At 46.7% G+C, this 21,297-nt stretch carries 18 protein-coding genes; 15 read left to right on the forward strand and 3 right to left on the reverse strand.

Features of this window, described 5'->3' with window-relative positions; all coding sequences use genetic code 11:
- The 13 genes from sctI to HLM86_RS17145 all read left to right on the forward strand — a co-directional run bounded on the left by sctI (position 1) and on the right by HLM86_RS17145 (position 12,950).
- Entirely contained in the window at positions 1-306 is a 306-nt protein-coding gene (gene sctI / locus HLM86_RS17085) for a type III secretion system inner rod subunit SctI (protein ID WP_076587927.1), read from the forward strand.
- Positions 303-1,034: a type III secretion system inner membrane ring lipoprotein SctJ gene (gene sctJ / locus HLM86_RS17090; protein WP_076587929.1), complete on the forward strand. Its 732-nt coding sequence runs from the start codon at positions 303-305 to the stop codon at positions 1,032-1,034. Before sctI ends, sctJ begins: the two co-directional genes overlap by 4 nt.
- A 2-nt stretch (positions 1,035-1,036) precedes the next feature.
- On the forward strand, positions 1,037-1,615 hold the full coding sequence (locus HLM86_RS17095) for a type III secretion system domain-containing protein (RefSeq protein WP_076587932.1): 579 nt from the start codon (positions 1,037-1,039) through the stop codon (positions 1,613-1,615).
- Positions 1,612-2,265: a type III secretion protein gene (locus HLM86_RS17100; protein WP_076587934.1), complete on the forward strand. Its 654-nt coding sequence runs from the start codon at positions 1,612-1,614 to the stop codon at positions 2,263-2,265. The genes HLM86_RS17095 and HLM86_RS17100 overlap by 4 nt, the downstream gene beginning before the upstream one ends.
- A 14-nt stretch (positions 2,266-2,279) precedes the next feature.
- A complete protein-coding gene (locus tag HLM86_RS17105; protein WP_076587936.1) occupies positions 2,280-3,293 on the forward strand; it encodes an HrpJ domain-containing protein in 1,014 nt (337 codons plus the stop codon).
- A 25-nt stretch (positions 3,294-3,318) separates the two neighbouring features.
- Positions 3,319-3,753, forward strand: coding sequence for a CesT family type III secretion system chaperone (locus HLM86_RS17110; protein ID WP_076587938.1), 435 nt, complete (start codon positions 3,319-3,321; stop codon positions 3,751-3,753).
- Positions 3,734-7,471, forward strand: a complete 3,738-nt coding sequence (locus HLM86_RS17115) for a type III secretion system effector BopA family protein (protein WP_076587940.1) — start codon at positions 3,734-3,736, stop codon at positions 7,469-7,471. Before HLM86_RS17110 ends, HLM86_RS17115 begins: the two co-directional genes overlap by 20 nt.
- 127 nt (positions 7,472-7,598) lie before the next feature.
- Positions 7,599-7,955 (forward strand): hypothetical protein, encoded by a 357-nt coding sequence (locus tag HLM86_RS17120; RefSeq protein ID WP_076587942.1) that lies wholly within the window; start codon positions 7,599-7,601, stop codon positions 7,953-7,955.
- A gap of 1 nt (position 7,956) precedes the next feature.
- Positions 7,957-10,002, forward strand: coding sequence for an EscV/YscV/HrcV family type III secretion system export apparatus protein (locus HLM86_RS17125; protein WP_076587944.1), 2,046 nt, complete (start codon positions 7,957-7,959; stop codon positions 10,000-10,002).
- Positions 9,986-11,311 carry an EscN/YscN/HrcN family type III secretion system ATPase gene (locus HLM86_RS17130; protein ID WP_076587946.1) on the forward strand — a complete coding sequence of 442 codons (1,326 nt, stop codon included), beginning with the start codon at positions 9,986-9,988 and terminating at the stop codon, positions 11,309-11,311. The genes HLM86_RS17125 and HLM86_RS17130 overlap by 17 nt, the downstream gene beginning before the upstream one ends.
- On the forward strand, positions 11,311-11,706 hold the full coding sequence (locus HLM86_RS17135) for a hypothetical protein (protein ID WP_076587948.1): 396 nt from the start codon (positions 11,311-11,313) through the stop codon (positions 11,704-11,706). Before HLM86_RS17130 ends, HLM86_RS17135 begins: the two co-directional genes overlap by 1 nt.
- Positions 11,699-12,145 carry a hypothetical protein gene (locus tag HLM86_RS17140; protein ID WP_076587950.1) on the forward strand — a complete coding sequence of 149 codons (447 nt, stop codon included), beginning with the start codon at positions 11,699-11,701 and terminating at the stop codon, positions 12,143-12,145. Before HLM86_RS17135 ends, HLM86_RS17140 begins: the two co-directional genes overlap by 8 nt.
- Positions 12,138-12,950: a hypothetical protein gene (locus HLM86_RS17145; protein WP_076587952.1), complete on the forward strand. Its 813-nt coding sequence runs from the start codon at positions 12,138-12,140 to the stop codon at positions 12,948-12,950. Before HLM86_RS17140 ends, HLM86_RS17145 begins: the two co-directional genes overlap by 8 nt.
- Before the next feature lie 57 nt (positions 12,951-13,007).
- Here the strand turns inward: HLM86_RS17145 and HLM86_RS17150 are convergent, their stop codons facing one another.
- From HLM86_RS17150 to HLM86_RS17160, 3 genes are all read right to left on the reverse strand, one after another.
- Positions 13,008-14,033: a hypothetical protein gene (locus tag HLM86_RS17150; RefSeq protein WP_143678180.1), complete on the reverse strand. Its 1,026-nt coding sequence runs from the start codon at positions 14,031-14,033 to the stop codon at positions 13,008-13,010.
- Between the two features lie 151 nt (positions 14,034-14,184).
- The gene (locus tag HLM86_RS17155; RefSeq protein ID WP_076587956.1) at positions 14,185-15,795 is read right to left on the reverse strand and encodes a D-arabinono-1,4-lactone oxidase; all 1,611 of its coding nucleotides are present in this window, start codon (positions 15,793-15,795) and stop codon (positions 14,185-14,187) included.
- Between the two features lie 69 nt (positions 15,796-15,864).
- Complete coding sequence (locus HLM86_RS17160; protein ID WP_076587958.1) at positions 15,865-17,706, reverse strand: carotenoid oxygenase family protein; 1,842 nt, start codon at positions 17,704-17,706, stop codon at positions 15,865-15,867.
- A 407-nt stretch (positions 17,707-18,113) separates the two neighbouring features.
- Between HLM86_RS17160 and HLM86_RS17165 the strand changes: the two genes are divergently transcribed.
- Together HLM86_RS17165 and alr are read left to right on the forward strand one after the other, a co-directional pair.
- Positions 18,114-19,745 carry a methyl-accepting chemotaxis protein gene (locus HLM86_RS17165; protein WP_076587960.1) on the forward strand — a complete coding sequence of 544 codons (1,632 nt, stop codon included), beginning with the start codon at positions 18,114-18,116 and terminating at the stop codon, positions 19,743-19,745.
- Between the two features lie 32 nt (positions 19,746-19,777).
- Positions 19,778-20,998, forward strand: a complete 1,221-nt coding sequence (alr, locus tag HLM86_RS17170) for an alanine racemase (protein WP_076587962.1) — start codon at positions 19,778-19,780, stop codon at positions 20,996-20,998.
- Positions 20,999-21,297 lie beyond the last annotated feature (299 nt).

The raw sequence follows: 21,297 nt of genomic DNA on the forward strand, positions 1-21,297 counted from the left end.
ATGGAATTAAGTGCTATCGCTAAAGCAACAGCGAGTTCTTTCGAAAAACAAGCAGAGACGATCAATCCAGATGAGTCGATGGTCGATAAATTCAGTCAACTGATGCAACAAAGCCAAAAAGACACGGCTTCACTGAATGAGGCGGTTGCCCCTGTTTCCGGTGCGAATGTGCCTCTTGGTATTGATCCGGCGCAGGCGATTCAAAGCCAAGCTATGGTCACACGCGCTCTTGTCGAGGTCGATCTCGCCGCAAAAACGGCAGGCAGTCTTTCTCAATCGATCAATAAATTGGTGTCAATGCAATGAGAAAATTCAAATGGCTAGCCCTTGTTCTGGCTTTGTTTTTGGCAGGGTGCAAGGTTGAATTGTATCAAAACCTGCCCCAGTCAGAAGCGAACCAAATGGTGGCATTACTGATGCTCAATAATATTGATGCCAGTTCAGAAGCGGACGCAAAAACGGGCAAGGTAACACTTAAAATTGAAAAAGATCAGTTTATTAATGCTGTCGAGTTGTTGAGACAAAATGGGTATCCAAAAGCGGACTATGTCGGTATTGAGCAGTTGTTTCCTTCAGGGCAGTTAGTGTCATCGCCTGCTCAGGAAGAGGCAAAAATGAGTTACCTCAAAGAGCAACAACTTGAGCGGACGCTATCCAGTATGGACGGAGTTATCAGCTCGCGTGTTTCGCTCGCTCAAGGTCATCAGAATAATAATTCTGGACGTAATGTCCCAAGTGAAAAGTCGGCGGCGATCTATATCAAGTATTCTCCGGAAGCCAATTTAAGTAACTCAGAATCCCAGATCCGAAACTTGATCAAAAATGCCGTGCCTGATCTTCAATACGAAAACATCAGCTTATTTTTGCAACCAGCAGACTTTCGTTATCAGCCCGTGGTTAAACCAAATCAAACGGATTGGGACGACGCACAGAATTGGGTAGCGAACAACAAAACCCCGGTGACGGTTGGACTTGGCAGTGTGTTTATTGCGGGAATCGCAGGCTTAGTGTTGGGTCGCAGAAAAGAGGGATAGTGATGTCTACCGATTATTTGCAACTGAACCAAACAATCAGAAAGGTTGGCGAGCACATGCATCCACAGTGGTGGGATAAGCTTGGGCTAATGCCATGGCAAACGCTGTATAAAACCAACCCATTGGTCGCAAATCGGTTAGATAACGTGATATTAAGCCGTACAGGTTGCTTCGATGGTATCCCGAAAGGCGATATAGGCAAGGTTCAGCCTTGGGTTCGTTTATTGCCGCGCTTATTAATGCTTAGTACAGCAGCAGGGCTCGTGGCTCAAAATTGCCCTGATTACCTTTGGGACAGCGAGTACCGTGAGGCGCTGAAACAGACCTTTAGTCAGGCTCAGATTGAACAATTGATTGCATTATGGCCGCCAGGTGTTGAGCCCCCCGTATGGTCACCCAATGTCATGACGGAACGCGCTCAGAAATATGCGGTGAGCGCGATCAGTCAATATTGGAACGGCTCGCCTTTTTGGTCAGTGTTGCGGCTGAATTTACCGGTGGTCGAACCGTTGGAAGAGATGAAAGAAGACGAAGTGGCTTGCGTTGTGGCGTGGATTTTCAAATTGGAGCGATTTCTATGAACCCATTTTCTATTTCAATTACTCATTGTGAATTGCAAAAGTCGAGCGACGTTGTTCCAAACACGGTTATTGACTCCATGCTTCGAGCGAAGAAAAGCGAAAGCAAAGCTCGTCAAAGAATCGCAGCAACGATCCGAAAAGCAAGAGTTCAGCGAGACCAAGCGCATCACAGTGCGGCCGAAATCATTCAAAAGGCTCAGTTGCACGCGAAACAGCTTGAAGACGAGTGGCGAGAGCAGGCCCAGAAACAAGCGGTGGCTGAGACGTTAACTTGGATGGTTAATGAAGCGAATTTAGAAAGAAGCCTGATTGAAAGCCTAAAGGGTAGGATCAGTCAGCAGGTTCGTCGTGTGATTGAACAATGGGCAACAGACCAAGATATGAGTCAATTCCTTGTGAAAAGGCTCAGCGACCAAATCGCATATCAGAGTGGGAAAGGGGCGCTGAAGCTGCATGTGTCGAGAGCGCATTTTCAGACCATGAAAGACAGCTTTGGCGATAACATGGAAGTCGAACTTAAAGAGGAATTAGCGTCATCGCAAGCGGAGCTCTCCTCGAATAGTGTCGTTATTCGGCTTGATTTGGAGCAGCACCTACAGTCTTTACTCGACTCATTCTCATGCAAACATGACCAACAGTCTTTAGCCTGACAGGAGAGCCCGAGATGCGAATTGATGGCCATCAAGTGACAGAACTTCACACCTTTGCACAAAATACGCCTAAAGCGTCATTTTCCGGAGAATCGATGGCCAGTCAGGCCAGTGCAGCATTAGCAGAAATGAGGTCAGAAGCGATTGAAGAAACCATGGAAAGCTTGAGTTTAGGACTCAGTAGTATGGCTAGGCGCCTCAACGTAGGCGCTAAAGAACAAAACCCTATGATGGATGGGGTTGAAAAGCTTTTACAACAAATGGATAAAATGGCTCGCCAGTCGATCAACCGTATTGCTGAGCAGCTATCTCGATTCTCCGATGCGGGCCAAATGTTCAAAGCGATGGAGAGCTCAGGCCTAGAAAAGGGACAGATGGCTTTAGTGTTGACGGCGTTGCTCGGATTTAAAGGCTTGCCACCTTCGATACGTAAACAGCTGAAGCAGAGGCTGATAGACATTCTCGCAGAAGAAGAAATTGAACTGGAAATACTCGCTGCATCACAAGGGCTTAACGTTGGTAAAGAGGGTCTGCGTGCTGTCCGTCAGCTCTATCAGAATGCGAAAAGAGGTGAACAAGGGTTAGCGCATTGGTTTGAGTTACTGAAGCAGCACCAAGATAGACGTCAATATATTCGTGTTTTGATTCGAGCAATGGCAGAGCCACTGGATCAGGGGCAAACGCGAGACGATATGACCAAAGTCGTGGCTACCATCGATGATTTAAAACGATTACTGCTATTTATGACGTTCGAAGATCATTGTCAGTCTCTGGCCAAAGCGACGGGGCTCGACCCACATAGGGTGATGTCCGTGACCATTGAACTTCTGGAGCAATCTTGGACTTACCCGGATGCTCTGTCACTCATCATTGGTCGTTTACCCTTGGTGGAAGAAAGAAAAGTGATTTTTCTTCGTCGCTGGAAAGGGTTGATGGCGGTGATGTCCGAAGGGTGCTATCGCGACGTTGAACAAAAAGAGCATGTGCAGGAAGTGATGCTAGAACTACTCGACCAATGGAATGACTAATCCATCCGTTTAGGGGAGAGATAACATGAATCATGAACTGATACTAAAACGACTGGGCGACATGCTGGGTTTACCGATTGAATTCGATGACTGTGAGCAATGCGTGCTGATGATTGACGAGCACTTAGTTGTTTCACTGACGCCACAGGATCAAGACTGGTTACTGCGTTGTATGGTGACGGAAGTTGAGCCTGAATTTGAGCAAAGCACATTTAAAACCGCGATGCAGTTAAACAGCACATTAAGTCTCACCAACTCAGGCCACTTGTTTTTTGAAGAAAACAGTCGAGCACTACTTTATGTGGCAAGAATCGCTGCTGAAGATGGTGATACCCTGTATCAAGGCTTGAGTGACACTGTAACTCAGTATGAGAACATTCAAAATCTACTAGTGAACCAACCTTCGGCACCCGTTCACTTTGACTCGATAGGAGGTCAGTATGCCAATAGCACTAAATGAATTCATGACGGGAGTTGAAAATGGACAACTCAAACTCGAGGATGGCCATTCTGGAAACCCAGTTATTGTCCAAGCAAACTTCAGTTTTGCTGACAAAGTGATGCAGTGGCTTACTCAGATCCCCTTACTCAGTGACATGAAGTCCGTTCAGGCGTTTGTTGAAAAGGAAACTCAAGGGAATCTGCGCACTTTGGGCGTGTTCTTGAACGCTCTTGCGCATGAGTATGGTGACAAGTTTGCAGATAATGTCGCGTCGGGGTTAGATATGAGTGGTCAAACGCCATTGACGGCGCGTCAAATCAGAGACATTACCCAGCAAGCGCCACACTCTGAAGTGACCACACAAGACGTGATCTCGCAGGATGAACAAGTCCTTGAGGTGCCAGAGCGCACGACTCACTTGGTCTCTCAGGTGATGCCAGACATTAAGCCTGCTCAACGGTCTCAGTTGGAAAAGGCCTCACAAGTCCTTAGTGGATGTCAGTCTCCAATGGATTTGCCTACCCCGACCTCGCTTTCAATGTTTAACTTTTTTTCCTATGAATCGGTGGAAATGAGTGAGGTGCAAAATCAGGTAAAAAACTATAACCAGATAGTGAAAGACTCGTCGATCATGGCGACAGCCAATCTGTTAGCGCAAGCGAGCAATAATCACCTTTCGCCAGAGAAAGTAGGAGAAGCAATCGCATCGTTGTCGGACGATATTGCCGCGGTGAAGTCGGGTATTGAGAGTATTGAACAAGCCTCACAAGCGGTACCTGAAGCGGAGCAAGAAAATCTTGCAGCACTGAAACGTGCCATGCGGTCAGAATTATCTCGGCTGGAAAAAATTGAAACTATGACTAACCAATTTTCCGATGCTTGGGACGTTGAATCTCAGAGCTACAAAGATGTACATGACTTTTACTTGTCGTGTTCAGAGACATTGCAAGCTTCACTGACGCCAGAGTTGACTCTACTGTGCTACGAAATGATCGACAATTCGCCGAATCATAATAGAGAGACCTTGGTAAATCGATTGGCGGATAAGTTGGTCGAATATGCTTCTGATATGGCCTCAGTGAACTTACGGACGTTGGCCGATGCGCTTTCAGAAAAAGTGCCACAATTAGCCAATGATGTTAAGACGCCTTTTTTACAGCCGGAACATAAAGCACAGCTGGGCGCAATCAATCTTATCAATCAAGCCTTATCGCAAAGTAAAGAGCGTTTGAAACTGGAGCAACAAGGTGTCGAAGCCAGACTGGAAATACCACAGAAGCTGCAGGCATTAAGACACAGTGCCGCTATTTTTACGGAGCAAACTCAAGCGTATTTCCGTCAAGAAACCGATTTGGATATGCATTTTGATGCCACCTTGCTTGCCTTGACAGGCCAATCTTTTGTTGCAAAAGGCGATGAATTGGTTGCGGACTTTGAGGTTGAGTTGCGCGAGTTAGCGTTGGAAGACAGTATACTGGAGCAACTTGAGGACCTAGATCTGGATGAAACAAGTCGTATGCTTGCAGAGGATGTCCTCCAAACTCAACACAAAATGAACTGGCTTGATCAAGAAAATAGCTATACCAAAGAGGTCAATAATGGTGTTGATGTCAACTTAAGACGCGATGTGGAAACACGCCAACTCGCTGATAATATTAGCCAAAATTCCCAGAGATACGGCAGCTATTTGGGAGCAAAAATTTCCGCAACACAGGACTATATTGTTGCTCTGGATGCATTGTCCAAAGCCAATATCAGTGAAGGCGTGACCAGTCAGGTGAATGTGGTGAAGGGGGAGGCTCAGGGCCAGTTAGATCGGTTAAGCGAGCTTGAATCGAAACGCCTTGTTTGGCAGCAAGCTGAAGACACCAAAGTGTTACTGAATAATAAACTTGCTCGTTTAGATACCATGATTGGGCAAACGATCGATTCCGATACCAAAAGGCTTAACCTAAGAGGTTTTTTATCTTACTTGAAGCCGATTAAGGCAAATAATGACAAGGTCTGTGTCCTTGCCGTTCGTCAGAGCGAGCTTGAGGCTCAGTTGCCACGTTTAGAAAAAGCGCTGAATGATCGCTTTGGATCAACGTGGGAGCAAGCGCTTAATGAGAATCAAGACAATGCTCTCGTCAAAGATTATCAAGGCTTAACGACGGTTATCGATCAGGTCAAAAGTCAGATAAAAACGTTGGACAAGGATTATGAACGGTCAATGCTCCAATTGACACAATTTGATCGCCAAGTGATGAAAGACGGAGGCTATCCAGACGTCAGTGGAAACTCGATGGAAGCTTGGTCAGCGTGGATGAAGCAGAACGTTGCAGGCAGTTGGTCAGAAGATCATCGTCCCGACATTAGTTCGCTCATTCTGGAACGTCAAATGGCAAAAAACGGCATCAGTGGTTATGCTGAAGCCTATCAAGCCTTGTATCAAACGCTGTCTTCACATAGCGAAGGCCTCGACTCTGGGGACTCTGCTGGGGTCATGAAAGCGTTGGGCGACTTGCATAACTGGGCTATGGCACATCCTATTGAGTCACAAGCCTTAGCTGGCAACCTTACTCATGCCTATCAGATTGTGGCAGGCAATAGTGGTTGGTTTGGCGCAGACTTAGCGACAGTAGCCAAAACAGTTTGGAAGACCAGCACGGTTGAGAACCAGGTCAAAGACATCCTTCAAGGCAGAAGAGAGTTTTTGCCGACCGAGAAATCAATGACAATGAGCGCCGAAATGATCGCGTTGCTGCACCTTGCACAGTGTGCTCCATACGTTGCTGGTGCCGTTAAGGGCGCTGCAGGAGGGGGACTGGTTGCCAATGCAGCGGGTACGTTGGCTGGAGCGGTAGTTCCGGGGGGGGGTATACTAGCAGGCGCTATGGCTCGGATGGTTGGGGGGTTATTGCAAACGGCTTCAGAGCGTCAGATCTCTAATGTGGTGAGTCGTCATCGTACCACTGAAGTGATGGTCAATGCATTGATGACAGGCATACAAGCTCAGGGGAGTTTCAATGAACGAGCAAAAGCGGTCGCAAGTTACGCGATGAAACGTGAGGCACTTCAGGATGTCGGTACACTCGCTCGTGATTGTTACGAAACCAACAAAGCGACGGCGATCAGCCGCCTATTCCAAGATGCGAAGAACACGTGGGATGAAATGAACTGGAAGGCGAGAACCTTTACAGTGGCGACGGTCGCTGTGACCACGGTCGGGGCTGCTGCTTTGGCCGCGTTAACCGCGTTGGCGATTGTTGGAACAGGTGGACTAGCCCTTGTGGCGGTTGCTGTTGTTGGCGCGGCTGCGGCACCTGTGGGTGCGTATGCAGGCAAAACTCTGCTCAATGTGATTGCGGCGAGTAATTTCCTTGGTATGCAAGACGCGCGTCAGGCAGCTAAAGATAAAATGACCCAACAACGCATTGATCAAGCGCTTGAACGTTTGGGTGAAAAACCAAAGGATGGAAAGTTGCTGGGTGATATGTTGGGCGACTCAATTGACCGTTTTCGTTCCATCAAGGTGAGTCAGTTACCGGACGAAGAACAAAGCAATGCGTTCGTGCGTGAGGTAACAAAAATCGCAAGCCAATTGCATCAATCTGTGACAGTTCAGAACCAACAAAGTCGCAGTGAACTGATAGCGGCTGCAAAAGAGAAAGTTCCGATGTCGCTTCAAGTGGACAACGAACAGTGGGAAGAATGCCTTGCCAAAGTGGATCTTGGCATTGAGGCTTATGCTTAAGCGCATTTCGCCTGTTATCAACAAACTCCAACCCGGCTTAGGCCGGGTTTTTTATCAGGTGTAGACCTGATACTCAAATCGTCCCTAACACGCCAAGATAGCCATGTGATTAAATTCTGGAGTGGCTATGGATCTTCAATTAAAGAGAAACATCGAACAGCTGATTAGTTTGCTTAGACTGCCAGCTTGCCAAGTCGACGATGTCATCGAGATCCATCAGAACACGTTTGGTTTGAGACTGGAAGTATGTGATCGACGGTTGATGATGTCTTCTTGGTTAATTGGCCGTCAGGGACATCACCTCGAAAAAGCTCTAAAACGCAATCAGCCAGAGCGATTTGGTGGTTTACCGCAGCGATTATTTCCAATTCGAGAGCATCTGTTTATCAGCGCCCTCTGCCCTCCAGAATACGACGCCCATCAGTGGTTTCACTTGTGCCAAAAACAACGCCAGTTTCTGGCTCAGATAAACGAAGGGGAATAGTATGACATTTGCAACACGTTGGCTGGCGAAAGCGGCAGGCAGACAAGATATTATCCTCAGTGCAATGCTTATCATCGCCGTTTTCATGATGATCTTGCCTTTGCCAACGACCTTAGTGGATGTTCTGATTGCCGTAAACCTTGGCATGTCGATTGTTTTGTTAATGATCGCCATTTATATCCGGGACCCTCTCGAATTCTCAGCATTTCCTTCGATGCTACTGATTACGACCCTCTATCGATTGGCACTGACGATCAGTACCAGTCGTCTGATCTTATTGCAACATGATGCCGGTGATATTGTTTATACCTTCGGTGACTTTGTCGTCGGCGGTAACTTAGCGGTTGGTATCATTGTTTTTGCCATTATTACCATTGTTCAATTTATTGTTATTACCAAAGGGTCAGAGCGTGTCGCAGAAGTCAGTGCGCGTTTTTCTTTGGATGGTATGCCAGGTAAACAGATGAGTATCGATGGCGATATGCGTGCGGGAACCATTGATGCTAAAGAAGCCAAGCGCCAACGGTCGATTGTGCAGAAAGAAAGTCAGCTCTACGGTGCCATGGATGGGGCGATGAAATTTGTTAAGGGAGATGCGATTGCAAGTGTGATTGTGATCCTGACTAACATTTTTGGTGGTGTCGCGGTGGGTGTTCTTCAACATAATATGTCGGCATCAGAAGCACTTAATACTTATGCCGTCTTATCGGTCGGTGATGGCTTGATTGCACAAATACCGTCACTCCTTATTTCTATCACTGCGGGCCTTATCGTGACTCGGGTTCCAGGAGAAACAAAGAACAATCTGGCCAACGAGTTAGTACAGCAAATATCGCGTCAACCTTCGTCGCTGCAAATGGCGGCGGGTGTGATGTTTGTGTTTGCCATTATTCCCGGATTCCCATGGTTTGTGTTTGGCCCCTTGGGCGGCGCCATTCTCGCCTCATCACTCTATATTATGAAAAAAGACAAAAGCAAACAGGGACAAACGACTTTTGCGAGCGGAGAAGCTACGGAATCTGATGGGCAGAGAGAGATGACACCCGGTGCAGTTCCTCTCGTATTGGCAATCGGTGAAGATCTGGTGGAAAACAATCTAGACAGCGCCTTGCAATCTCTCCGGTGGGAACTGTTTGAGAAGCTGGGTTTGCCATTGCCAGAAATACAGTTGCAGATCATGCGCAATGATCGACGCGATCAGATCGAATTGCTGCTCTATCAGGAACCCATCGTGAAGCTGACCGTGACTCAGCAGAATGTATTAACCCTATCTCAGGTTGAGGGGCTTGCCAGTCAGCAAAATAAAATTAGCTTTAACAAACAAACCCTACATTGGTATAAGCCTGAGCATCTGGATGTCATAAACCTGTCTGAGGTGGCGTGCTATCAGGGCAATGATATTGCCATTGCTCTGGTCAATATGGCCGCTCAGCACTTTGCAAAAGATTTTCTTGGTGTGCAAGAAACTCGCTATCTAATGGATTCCATGGAGATGCGTTATTCTGAACTGGTCAAAGAGCTACAACGTTTGTTGCCAGTAAGTCGTGTGACGGAGATCCTGCAGCGTCTTGTGGAAGAGAACATTTCAATTCGTGACTTGAGAACCATCTTTGAAACCTTAGTGGAATGGGCATCGAAAGAGAAAGATACCGTGATGCTTACTGAGTATGTTCGAGTCGCCTTGAGACGGCACATTAGACGTAAGTTTACCGTTGCTGAAGGTTGGATCCCGATGGTATTGATTGGTGACAGCATAGAGAACCAAGTGCGAGAATCCATCAGGCAATCAGCGGTGGGCACCTACAGCGCGCTAGAGCCAGAAGAAGAGCAGAAGATCCTTGCCTTGGTTAAGGAAAAACTTCCCGATAATTTACCTTGTGTTCTGCTTACGTCATTGGATGTTAGACGTTATTTGAGGAAAATTATCGAGCCTACACTACCGATGACCCCCGTCTTGTCTTTCCAAGAGATCGGAGACGACGCGAGTATCAAAGTTATTGCGCAAGTCGATATTCTAGCCGAGGTGCCTAATGCAATTGCCGGATAAAGCTAACATGTTAAACACGCTAGAGCAGCACGTTTTTCCTGATCTTCCTTTTGTCCCAAGCTACCGTCAATTCGGTAAGATCTTGGAAGTCACTTCTACGCTGATACGTTCTACGTTGCCAGGAGCGAAACAGGGGGAGCTCTGCCGTATTGGTCAGACACTTCAAGCCGAAGTGGTGGCCATAAAAGGCAATGAGGCATGGTTGTCGCCCTTTCGTTCAACGACGGGGATCGGTACAGATATGCATGTAGAACCTCTTGGGCATGGTCATCGTGTCAAAGTCGGCGATGATTTACTGGGTCGCATCGTCGATGGCCTTGGTCAGCCTATGGAAGAGGAAGATTGGGTGGGTGAGTGGCGAGTGAATCATGGCGAAGCACCTAACCCTCTTAAACGAAAGTTAATCAGTAAAGTCATGCCAACGGGCGTAAGGGCGATTGATTCGACCTTAGCGCTGGGCGTTGGACAGCGAGTTGGCATATTTGCTGCCGCTGGTGGCGGTAAAAGTACGTTACTGGGTATGTTGGCGGGCAATTGTGAAGCCGATGTGATTGTTCTTGCCCTCGTGGGGGAACGGGGCAGAGAGGTTCGTGAATTCATCGAATATTGCCTGCCACCGTCAGCCAGAGAAAAAGCCGTACTTGTGGTCGCGACATCGGATAAACCGCCTTTGGAAAGAATGAAAGCAGCGGTGACCGCGACGACGATTGCCGAGTACTTTCGTGACCAAGGCAAAAATGTCTTGCTGATGGTCGACTCGTTGACTCGATTTGCTCGAGCGGGGAGAGAAATCGGCCTAGCGGCGGGAGAGCCTGCTGTGGCTAGCGGATTTCCTCCTAGTGTATTTGTACAGTTAGCCTCTCTGCTTGAACGAGCGGGACCCGCATCAACGGGCAGTATCACTGGCATCTACACGGTCTTGGTTGAAGGCGACAACATCAATGAACCCGTGGCGGACGAAGTACGTTCTATTCTTGATGGGCATATCGTCTTATCACGGAAATTAGCCGGATCGGGCCATTACCCTGCGATCGACATTAATGCCAGTGTCAGCCGTGTTATGGATCAAATCGTTACAGGACAACATAAAAACGATGCCAAACACCTGCGCCATCTGATTGCTTTATATCAAGAAGTTCAGTTATTGATCCGAGTGGGAGAGTATCAGGTGGGGCAAGATCTTAAAACAGACGAAGCCGTACAGAAATTTAATGCCATAGAGGCGTTTCTTTGCCAAGACGCCAATGAACCGACGTCCGTGCAAGAAACGTTACAACGTTTGCACGATATATGTGGTGAGGCGGTCTAATGGCGACACTCAGCGATGACGAGACTAAAATTTTAAAGCAATTATTACAACTGAGAAAACGAAGAGAAGAACGGGTTCAGGCGCAGTGGAATCTAGCTAACGAACAGCAGAACCAATGCCGGTTAGAGCAACAGAGCGCTTACCAGCAATGGATAAAGTGTCGGGAAGTACTCGCGCAAATCAGCCAACCACAACAAGCGTTAGATCGGGATGAGTTAAACTCTCTGCTGAGCGAACGTCGAAGCGACTACGTGGATGAACGAGAGAAAGCCAACTTGGTCGAACAGTGGCAACAGAGAATTGAACAGTTAGAACAACAAAAATCCACCTTGTTGTCTCAAAAGACTCAATTAGTACGCGGCCAAGAAAAACTGAAAGAGGCACTGAATGGATAATCGTATTGAACAGACTTCAAGTCGAAGTTGGAAGATTGAAGGGGTGACGGGCCGGCAAGATGCGGACCCTGAACTCAAACACAAGTTTTTTGCGCTATTCGGTATGCCACAGACGACGGATAACGACTACGACACACCAAACAAACCGTCTAAAGTACCAGAGCATGTGGTCAACGCGATGAGTGAAAGCCATCGTGCGGTCAAATGGGACAATGCTGAAGTGATCAAAAGTAAGGATGCTCTGAGCTTTAAGTTACTCAATGGACCGATGACGGGCTTGGAAATTAATGCACAATGGATCAGTGGTGGTGTTCAGATTGACCTGAAACCCAAGAATAGAAGACAGCATGAAGCGTTGTTAAGAATCATGCCTAAAATAGATAAAGCACTCGCCAGTTCACCCATAAATTTCATTATTGAGGTCAAAAAACATGCTTGATTTAATTGAACTTAATCGCATTCTTGGCGGCGGCTTGAGCAAAGACTCTTGTTCTATCTCACTTCAGGAAGTTGAAGGGGAAGGGCAATTTTGGGCGTATCGAAGTGATGCAAAAAGTGGTATTTGGTGCAGCCACTCGGATTGGCAAGCAGGGGCGTCAGCCCTGCTTGCCATCGATTCAGTCAAAGATCTCCCAGATGATCTTACGCCGTCATTGGCCGCGGCTCTTTTCTCGGTAATTAGCGCTCCCTTCGTGCGAGATCTTAGCGTCAATGGAGAGCCGTGCAGTCTCATTTCCGGTATTTACCCTGTGGTTCAGTGTGAACACTATCGCTTCGTTTTGGTCGGTTTTTCAGCCAGTTGGCTAAAGCTACTGACCGCGAATTGGTCGCCATATCAAGCCTTACCCGTGTTGGTCAAAGTCCCACTTATTGCGGGTTATATTTCACAAGACACCATGATCGATCAGGGGCACGGTGTTTGGCTTAAGGATGGGGTTGATCCTGACAAAGGCAGCGCTATCTTGTGGTGGGAAAAGCCTTTGGCACAGATTCGGTTTATGAGTGAGCAGCAGTGGCAAGTCAATAAGGTTTATCCGGCACATACTCTGAGTAAGCCTGCGAGTGTCGTGCAAATCGGTGTTTTAGAGCTAGAACTGACCACATTACTGGCGCTGACAGAGGAGAGCGTGATTGAAGGGGCGTTAGAATGTGAACTGGAAGCGCAATGGATAAGCAACGGAAAATGTTTGCACAAAGGTGAGTTGTTGGTCAGTGATGATGGGGTTCTTTTTCGTCGGTCTTGATGTCCGTCTCTAATATCGATCGTCAACTCAGCTGGCCTTAGGGGCCAGCTGTTCGTTTTAGGGAAGCATCGTTGCTTGTTTGCCATCCAAATCATCACAGTAGAAAGGACCACTGAATTCCAGCAAAGCTTGAGGCATATAAATGTTTTCGGCTAATTTCCCCCATTCGTATAGAGAAAAATCCACCGAGGCTTTCATCGATTTCATGTATTTTTGTTCGCCACCAAAGATGATCACTGAAGGAAACTCTAGAGGATAAAACTGGTTGAGATCAGAGCGGGCTTCCATGATCATTTTATAGCGCAGTTTATTCATTTCGACTTTTAAGTAGCCTTTACACGAGTCAATTTCTCTTTTTACCGTGAGATTGCCCAGTGCGGGATAGAAAATGAGGTCATATTGATCAGAAATATACCTGCCTGCCCACAACTCGATATTTGATGTCCCTATTTTCGCCCCAGTAAACATGTAATAGAGCTGTTCGGATAAGCCCATGCTATAGACCATCCCTGCACTTGATTCCTTGTCGTACCATCCCTTGTCTACTTGAACATAACCGCTGCCAAAAAGGGACAAATCGCCATCAGAGAACGTGTATTGAATGGGGGTGCCAACCGTATAAAGAAACCACTTTCCTCCCACTCCCGGTAGCTCAGGTATAATACCAAAAGGGGTTTGACCAGGATTGTGTCCGCGCCAATAGTGCGCATGCTCGCCATCCCAACGCAGGGTAAAATAGAAGTTATCTAGCGTGACCTCAAGCGTATCTTGATTCGCGAGCACCACGCCTGGAATTTCATAGTGAAAGTCGTCTGCATTGTCATAGCCTTTCATGATCAATTGATCACGGAAGATATCGTACTTAACGGTTTTTCCATTGAGGGGGGTAAAAGCAAGATGGACATACGCTTTTGGTGTCGGGGTGTCAAAGTCTGGTGCAATGTAGCTTTGCAGACTGATCTTAAAATAACCTACATCGGGAACCGCCACATTGTAAAACCACTGTTCAGCCCATGTCTTATCGGACGTTGCATGGTGTGGCCGGATATCACTTAATGTGGTCGCAAAAAGTGCACTGGGCATCAGAATAAAGCAGATGAAAAGAGACTGGGTAATGAATCTATATATCATGGTAATACAAGCCTTTTTTGAGTAATGATGGGATCGTTTACGTCGAAATAACCGGAGGCTTTTGCGAGAAAGGGGGCACGAATGAAAGTGCCCCAGACAAAGATCAACGACAGATCCTTGCTTCCGTGAAATACAGACCTTCTTGGCATTGAGTACCGGATTGACAGTGCTCATCAGTTTGGCAATAACATTCACCGCGCACGTTACATCCAGGTTTTAGGAAGTTTTCTAGAGGTAAATCACCCGTGGCTCGTTCCCAGAAAGGATTGGAGAAGACGTCATATGGGTCGAGTTCTGCTTTGGCTTGCAAAAACTCTGGCCATTTCGGGAATCGGGCAGGCATGTCTTCAAAGATCGCCACTGAATTTTTTCCCCAGTGAGGGCGAGCATCGTACTTACGCAATGACATTTGCTCAATTTCCAAGTTAACAAAGTAATTCTTGGGTTCCTTTTTGCCTTCTTGGCGAAGTGTGTATTCAATCCCGACAAAGGCGGTGTCGCGTCCAGCGCTCATACCAAGGTAGCTGTCAGAAGCCTTACCGAAACGGAAATAAATGCCATTTAAAGGGAAACAGGTACGAGGATGACTGGCGACGATTTGACGAACGTCGCGAATCCAATCTGGCAGGCGTTCAATATCGATAGCGACTTCCTGCAAAGCAATCGGTAAACGATCCCAAATGCACTTATCGGGATCCTTACATTTGAAGTATTGCATTTGATCAGAATAGCCAACGGGATTATTGACTTTTTTGCCACTTTGGCTATCTCGGAAGTAAGATTTTGCTCTTGCATTATACCGAGCGACCGCGGCAAGGCATTGTAAACCGGTTCCCGGAAATTCGTGTGCTGCGTTAAAGAGAAGCCCGAAAAAGAATTCCTCAGCGTCAGAAACATCGGCCTGAGCATTATAAGCTTCCCCTGAGGTTTCTATAGGGACTGGGTTATATAACGTGGTGGTATATCGGCCAAGTCCGGGAAACCAAGCGATATTAGCGGAATAGTTATTTCTGGCAATCTCTAGAATACGATCTTCTAAACCATCATCATTACGATAGCCCTGAACATCGGCTTTGACTTTGAATGCATCCTCGATCTTAATTGTGGCTTCTACCACGACGCCAAGGACACCAAGGTTGACTCTGGCTGCGTCTAACAATTCTCCAGTAAGTACTCGAACGTCTCCTTGGCCATCGACAACCTTTAATTCAGTCACATAATCAGCAAGCATGTTACTAGGCTTGTCTAACGTTGAGCCATGAGTGCCACTGCCGAGCATCCCACCGACCGTGAAAATAGCGAGCTCAGTGACCATATTGACGGCATAACCTTGCTGGCGAAGAAAATCGTTTAAGTCGTTGAAACGCATGCCCCCCTCAACCGTAATGCGTTTATTATTCGCATCAAAATGGACGATTTTATTCATATTTTTTAAGGTGATTTGGACCTGATCATCACCCGCGCAGGCGGCGTCAATTTGGCTCGCAAACTTGCGGTTGCCTGTCATGACTTTTTTTCCTCGCGCGAGCGCATCTTTGACCAATATTTGTACATCCTCTATTGACTGAGGATCATAGATGGCTTCTGGATGACAAGTATGGGTTCCCTGATAATTAGAGAGCTCGCGTTCTGGTTCAGCTGTTTGAATAGCAAAGGCCGCTCCCAATGCCGCGGAGATCAAAGTAGCGCTAAGCGCCAAAGTTTTTATTCTCATTGACTTTTCCTTGTTGATGATAACGTGACCATGGGTTGCTTGGTCTCGCTGAGGTGAAACCGGACGATTTTAGCCAAAACGGGGGAGGATCATTTGTTCAATGACGTCTCTGACAGCACGTCGATGTTTTGGCAAACGGGTGCGGAAAAACTCCCCAACGTCCGCTCGGTAGGCGTCTGCTGGTCTTGGACCAATTTTTGGAACCCAAAGTGCATGATTGGTCGTGGCAAAATTGAGCTGTGGATGACCAAGAATAGCGAGTGGCCCTTGCGCTAAGTTTTTGGCATCGAAAATCCAAATTTCTTTGCCATTCCCCAACGACAGCGTCGGGTGCTTGCGCACAACGGCAGTGAACAAATAGCCATCGTCTTGCCCAGAGCTGTTTGGGCTTGCCATAAATTGTGGGGTTCTCATGACGCAATCTTTAGGAAATTGATACGCATCGGTGACCGACATGCGTTGACAATCCATATGTATTAATGCTGAAGGCAAATCCTCTTGGGGTAGGGAATCATTGGTAAATTGTCGATTAGGGTATTGGCTGTAGGCATCGGCAACACGCTCGATGACATGATCTTTGCGGTATCCGACGGCTGCCCAATAAATGTGGTCAAATTGTTCTGGAAACTGAAAGTGCCCTCGATACGCGGGGTCATTCATATCCCAGAACAGCTGATCATCGCGGATCAATCGAAAATCCCCTACTATTTCACGCACGGAATGGGAGGTGACTTGGAGCCTAGCACGAACCAAGCCTCCGACATCAACGGGCGCGGCAGGGTATCCGGCGAGACGATCACTGACTCGCCCACCAAAGAGAAGACGATCACGAGTATATTGAGGTTCAGACTTATCCATTGCCCCAAGGTATTGACCATACAGCGTAATTTCATTCTCATGGTCATCGTAATTACACATTACGTCTGAGGTATCGAAGTCGAGTTCCAAATAATCAGCTGTGACAGTGTCACGATTGGCTGCCAAATCCTTTTTACGGATGATCCATACTGGTGTGCGGTGTTGCTGAGCATAAACTGAACGAATACCGATCATTCTTAAGGGTTCTACTTGAGCGGCGGTTTCAAATACAAGTATGTGGTGTCGAGTGACCCCTAGCGAGTGAGCTGTCGCGGCAATAAACGCCGGTTTGCCATCACGACCAATAATGTTCCAACCTTCTAAAGCGCTTTTCTTGTCCCATTTTAGTAAACGAATAAACCCATTTTTGGTGCCCGTATTCGAGACGTTTCCACCATAGTTGATGGTGTAACATTCGTCAGAATTAAGGTCAAAATAGGGGTGACCAGTGGTGCGTACCTGAGGAAACAACCATTTATCCGGCGTCAGGGCATCCATCCAAGGTGGGAGACTACTCTGCCACTCATCGTAGTGGCCTATTGGGGTAACAAGTTCCAGTGTCGTCGCGTCGAATTCATAGGGTACGCCTCCCTCGTAGCTTAAAGCAAAACGGTTATCGCCAAGATAATTTGGGGCGGTATTACAATAATTGACGAATCCCATCGTTGGGCTGTAGTAGGCCATACCACCAAGCAATTTAAAGCGGTCAGGCCAAGTATCTATCTGGGATTGCATCAGAGCAGAAGGTGTATCAATCATTTTCCTTTGGAAACGAACACCATCGGACGAAAAGTCAAAACGAGTCATGGCACCACGGCCACTTGGGCTGAGATGGTTTTCTTCTAGAGGAATGCCCTCGGCGCAAAAGACATGCCCGAATATATCATGAGGCAACTGACCGTAAAGCAAATGAAGCTCTCCAGAAGAGGGAACGAAATCCGCGTTCATTATCGTTTCTGGAAACATTGAGTTGGTGAATGTCGGAGAAGCGAAGAGTTCCTTTGGCACGAGAGTCGCGCCCGCTAACCCTTTTAAGAATGTACGTCTTTGCATAAGTCTTTTCTATATGTGTTTGAATACCTATAAGGAAAGTAGGAGAGATTTATTGATGAGATGGTTAAAGTTTAAAATTTATGAATTGTGGCAGATTACTTGTGCAATAAACGAACGGGTTTACACAGAAAATAATCAATAATATTTTGAATATAAAGAGATTATTTGTCTTCCTGATTCCATTTTATATAAAGTGACACGGTCTCTTTTAGTGTACAATTGCGCTGTTCCAAAGGTTCAAATTCGCTATTCATTGCAACTTTGCCTATCTTTACTGGGTAATAAAACAGTTAGTTCCTAGCGATAAGTTACGTCGCTTTGCTCTGACTGACCTAGGAGTGCGGGCCATGATCAGCCACTTGAAAGATGGTTGACACTTGGCACTCTTAATACGAGGTGAACAAGTTATGTACGTGAAGAATCTTTCGATCGGCAAAAAGATAGCCCTTTCCTTCGCTATCATTGCTGTGATGAATATTGGGTTTGGTTTGCTCACATTGGGTGAACTTCGCAACATTAAGGCAGAACTTCTCAATTACACCGATGATACTCTGCCTGCGGTCGATAAAGTCGACGCGATCAGAGACAAAATGTCGTTATGGCGTCGTGCGCAATTCGCTGTCTTTGCGATGAGCGATCCATCCAAAGTTCAAAGCACGCTGACACGCAACGAAACTATCCGTCAGGAGATAAGCCAAGCACTCAATGCCTACGGAAAAACCGTTTGGCCGGGAGAAGAACAACAAACATTTACCCGTCTCGATAAAAACTGGCAGGGGTATGTCGTGAGTATGAGTGCTTTCAATGACGCGATGGCGAAGATGGATAAGGAGGTTGCCTACCCAATATTGACGAGCTCGCTGTCCGATTTTGAAGGTATTGAAAGTGATATGAATGTGCTAGTGCGCATTTTGAAAGACGCCATGAAAAGCAACCGAAATGCGATTCTTTCATCTGTGAATGGACTCAACCGATCATCTATGGTCATCAATGGGCTCATTTTACTTGTAATGGTTGGTATGACAATGCTCTTAACCCGTTTGATTTGTGGGCCATTGACGATAGTGGTCAATCAAGCTAATGCGATCGCCAAAGGCGATCTCTCGAAGACGCTTGATCGAACGGCGATCGGACGCGACGAACTGGGTGAGCTAGCGGATGCAAGCAGCCGCATGCAGGACAACCTAAGAGAGCTGATTGATCAAAGTTTCTCTGTCGTGAAAGAATTGGGCCGATCAGTTGAAGACATGACCCAGACCTCCCGGCACTCGGCAAAAGAAATGAAAGATCAACAATCTCAGGTAACTCAAGTAGCGACGGCGATGAGTCAAATGAAATCCTCGGTTGCGGATGTTGCCCATACCACGGAAGTCTCGGCAGAAAAGGCCAACGAAGCCAATGGCAAAGTTCAGGAAGGGGCGCGCAACACGAAAGCGATGGTAGCGTCGATAGAGTCTGTGGCCCAAATCATAGGGGAAGCGGGTGAAAACGTCTCCGAGTTGGAGCAGCAATCCAACCAAGTCAATTCTATTGTTGACGTTATTCGAGACATTGCTGATCAAACTAACTTACTGGCTTTGAACGCAGCTATCGAGGCGGCAAGGGCAGGGGAATCGGGGCGCGGTTTTGCGGTTGTCGCCGATGAAGTCAGAACGTTGGCGGGGCGAACACAGGCCTCAACCAGTGAGATCACCGCGATCATAGAAAAGTTACAAGCGATAGCGAAACAAGCAAAAGAAACAACGGAACGTTCAAGGCTACAAATAGATACGTGTGTTGAACAGGGTAACCAGTCTCAGGAACTGATGAGCGCCATCAACAGTTTTATCTCAGGTATTGCTGATATGGGCACGCAAATCGCAAGTGCGTGTAATCAACAAGACAGCGTTGCGGAAGAGTTGAGTTCGAACATTGAAAGCATCAACCTCTCAGCACAAACGGTGTCAGAAGGTTCAGCACAAACGGCCAGTGGTTGTCAGGAGCTCAGCCGACTTTCCGGCTCTTTAAGTCAATCCATGGGCAAATTTAAACTGAATTAACTCAGAATATTAGGGGGTCAAAGGGTAAACTTATGATATTTAGACTAACGCTTATTTCTCTAGCAGTGACGACGGCACTTTTACCGAGCAGTCCACTTGAAGCGGCAAGAATTACCTTGTCTGATTCGCCACCGCCGATAAATCAGGTTCGGCAATCCAATGCTTGGCTTGAAGTTAGCTTAGGTCAATTTAAGCAGAATATGGCGCAATTTCGTTCCCATTTGAGTCAAGGAACAAAAATGTGTGTGGTGATGAAAGCGGACGCCTATGGTAATGGGATTCGAGGCTTAATGCCGACGGTGATGGAGCTTAACGTACCTTGCATTGCGATTGCCAGTAATGGTGAAGCAAGAGCAGTGCGAGAGAGTGGCTTCACAGGCCAATTAGTGAGAGTTAGATCGGCCGATATTGACGAAATTAAACAGGCCCTTGATATGGAAATTGAGGAACTAATAGGAAGTATCGAACAGGCAAAACAAATCAGTGCTTTGCAATCTGGCGACACGGTGAAAGTGCATCTTGCGCTTAACGATGGTGGGATGTCACGCAACGGCATTGATATGAGTACCGAGAAAGGCAAACAGGAAGCGCTTGATATTGCCCAACAGTCAGGGATTAACATCGTTGGTATTATGACGCATTTTCCCAACTATGATGCTGAGGAAGTACGTGAAAAACTCAAAGATTTTAATAACAGTTCTGCTTGGCTAATAGACAATGCAGGCTTGAAGCGTGAACAGATATTGCTTCACGTTTCCAATTCTTACACCGCGCTCAATGTTCCTGAAGCGCAATTGGATATGGTTCGGCCTGGCGGGGTGCTCTATGGTGATTTACCAACGAACCCCGAATACCCATCTATCGTCAGTTTCAAAACCAGAGTTGCATCATTGCACCACGTACCAGTCGGTTCTACCGTAGGATACGACAGTACGTTTACCACCAAAAGAAACAGTATTTTAGCCAATCTTCCGGTCGGGTATTCCGATGGTTACCCAAGAAAAATGGGCAATCGCGCGGATGTTATTGTGAATGGCCAACGAGCACCGGTTGTCGGAAAAACCTCGATGAACACAACCATGGTTGATGTCACTGATATTAAGGGGGTGTTGACGGGTCAGGAAGTTACATTGTTTGGACAGCAAGCGAATACGCGAATAAACATCAGCGAAATGGAAGACCATGCGGAATTGATTTTCCCTGAACTCTATACCATTTGGGGTTCAACAAATCCAAGGGTTTACATCCCATAATTATTGATGACTGAACAATGACTAATAATCAGTCGGCTTAATCAGCGATTAATCAGACTGATTATTATGTATTTTATGGTAAATGCGATTATGTTCAATCAATCCATGATAGGGACTAAACCAATCATTAAAGGGTAGCCACACCCTTTAATGATAATACTTTATTTAACATAACGTACATAATACGCACTTTGGTTTGATTCTTTCCTTTAGTCTGTCACCAGTGACTGCAATAAAATGAGCGTGTCTATCGATTATCTTTGTTCACGAAGGTCATAGAGAAATTCTGGTAACCCATT

The organism is Vibrio ostreicida (assembly GCF_013074385.2).
GTDB classification, from domain to species: Bacteria; Pseudomonadota; Gammaproteobacteria; order Enterobacterales; family Vibrionaceae; genus Vibrio; species Vibrio ostreicida.

What these genes read in the sequence shown, in the direction of transcription:
- sctI (WP_076587927.1), top strand. Translation starts at nt 1, where the DNA reads ATGGAATTAAGTGCTATCGCTAAAGCAACAGCGAGTTCTTTCGAAAAA.
- sctJ (WP_076587929.1), top strand. Translation starts at nt 303, where the DNA reads ATGAGAAAATTCAAATGGCTAGCCCTTGTTCTGGCTTTGTTTTTGGCA.
- HLM86_RS17095 (WP_076587932.1), top strand. Translation starts at nt 1,037, where the DNA reads ATGTCTACCGATTATTTGCAACTGAACCAAACAATCAGAAAGGTTGGC.
- HLM86_RS17100 (WP_076587934.1), top strand. Translation starts at nt 1,612, where the DNA reads ATGAACCCATTTTCTATTTCAATTACTCATTGTGAATTGCAAAAGTCG.
- HLM86_RS17105 (WP_076587936.1), top strand. Translation starts at nt 2,280, where the DNA reads ATGCGAATTGATGGCCATCAAGTGACAGAACTTCACACCTTTGCACAA.
- HLM86_RS17110 (WP_076587938.1), top strand. Translation starts at nt 3,319, where the DNA reads ATGAATCATGAACTGATACTAAAACGACTGGGCGACATGCTGGGTTTA.
- HLM86_RS17115 (WP_076587940.1), top strand. Translation starts at nt 3,734, where the DNA reads ATGCCAATAGCACTAAATGAATTCATGACGGGAGTTGAAAATGGACAA.
- HLM86_RS17120 (WP_076587942.1), top strand. Translation starts at nt 7,599, where the DNA reads ATGGATCTTCAATTAAAGAGAAACATCGAACAGCTGATTAGTTTGCTT.
- HLM86_RS17125 (WP_076587944.1), top strand. Translation starts at nt 7,957, where the DNA reads ATGACATTTGCAACACGTTGGCTGGCGAAAGCGGCAGGCAGACAAGAT.
- HLM86_RS17130 (WP_076587946.1), top strand. Translation starts at nt 9,986, where the DNA reads ATGCAATTGCCGGATAAAGCTAACATGTTAAACACGCTAGAGCAGCAC.
- HLM86_RS17135 (WP_076587948.1), top strand. Translation starts at nt 11,311, where the DNA reads ATGGCGACACTCAGCGATGACGAGACTAAAATTTTAAAGCAATTATTA.
- HLM86_RS17140 (WP_076587950.1), top strand. Translation starts at nt 11,699, where the DNA reads ATGGATAATCGTATTGAACAGACTTCAAGTCGAAGTTGGAAGATTGAA.
- HLM86_RS17145 (WP_076587952.1), top strand. Translation starts at nt 12,138, where the DNA reads ATGCTTGATTTAATTGAACTTAATCGCATTCTTGGCGGCGGCTTGAGC.
- HLM86_RS17150 (WP_143678180.1), bottom strand. Translation starts at nt 14,033, where the DNA reads ATGCCCAGTGCACTTTTTGCGACCACATTAAGTGATATCCGGCCACAC.
- HLM86_RS17155 (WP_076587956.1), bottom strand. Translation starts at nt 15,795, where the DNA reads ATGAGAATAAAAACTTTGGCGCTTAGCGCTACTTTGATCTCCGCGGCA.
- HLM86_RS17160 (WP_076587958.1), bottom strand. Translation starts at nt 17,706, where the DNA reads ATGCAAAGACGTACATTCTTAAAAGGGTTAGCGGGCGCGACTCTCGTG.
- HLM86_RS17165 (WP_076587960.1), top strand. Translation starts at nt 18,114, where the DNA reads ATGTACGTGAAGAATCTTTCGATCGGCAAAAAGATAGCCCTTTCCTTC.
- alr (WP_076587962.1), top strand. Translation starts at nt 19,778, where the DNA reads ATGATATTTAGACTAACGCTTATTTCTCTAGCAGTGACGACGGCACTT.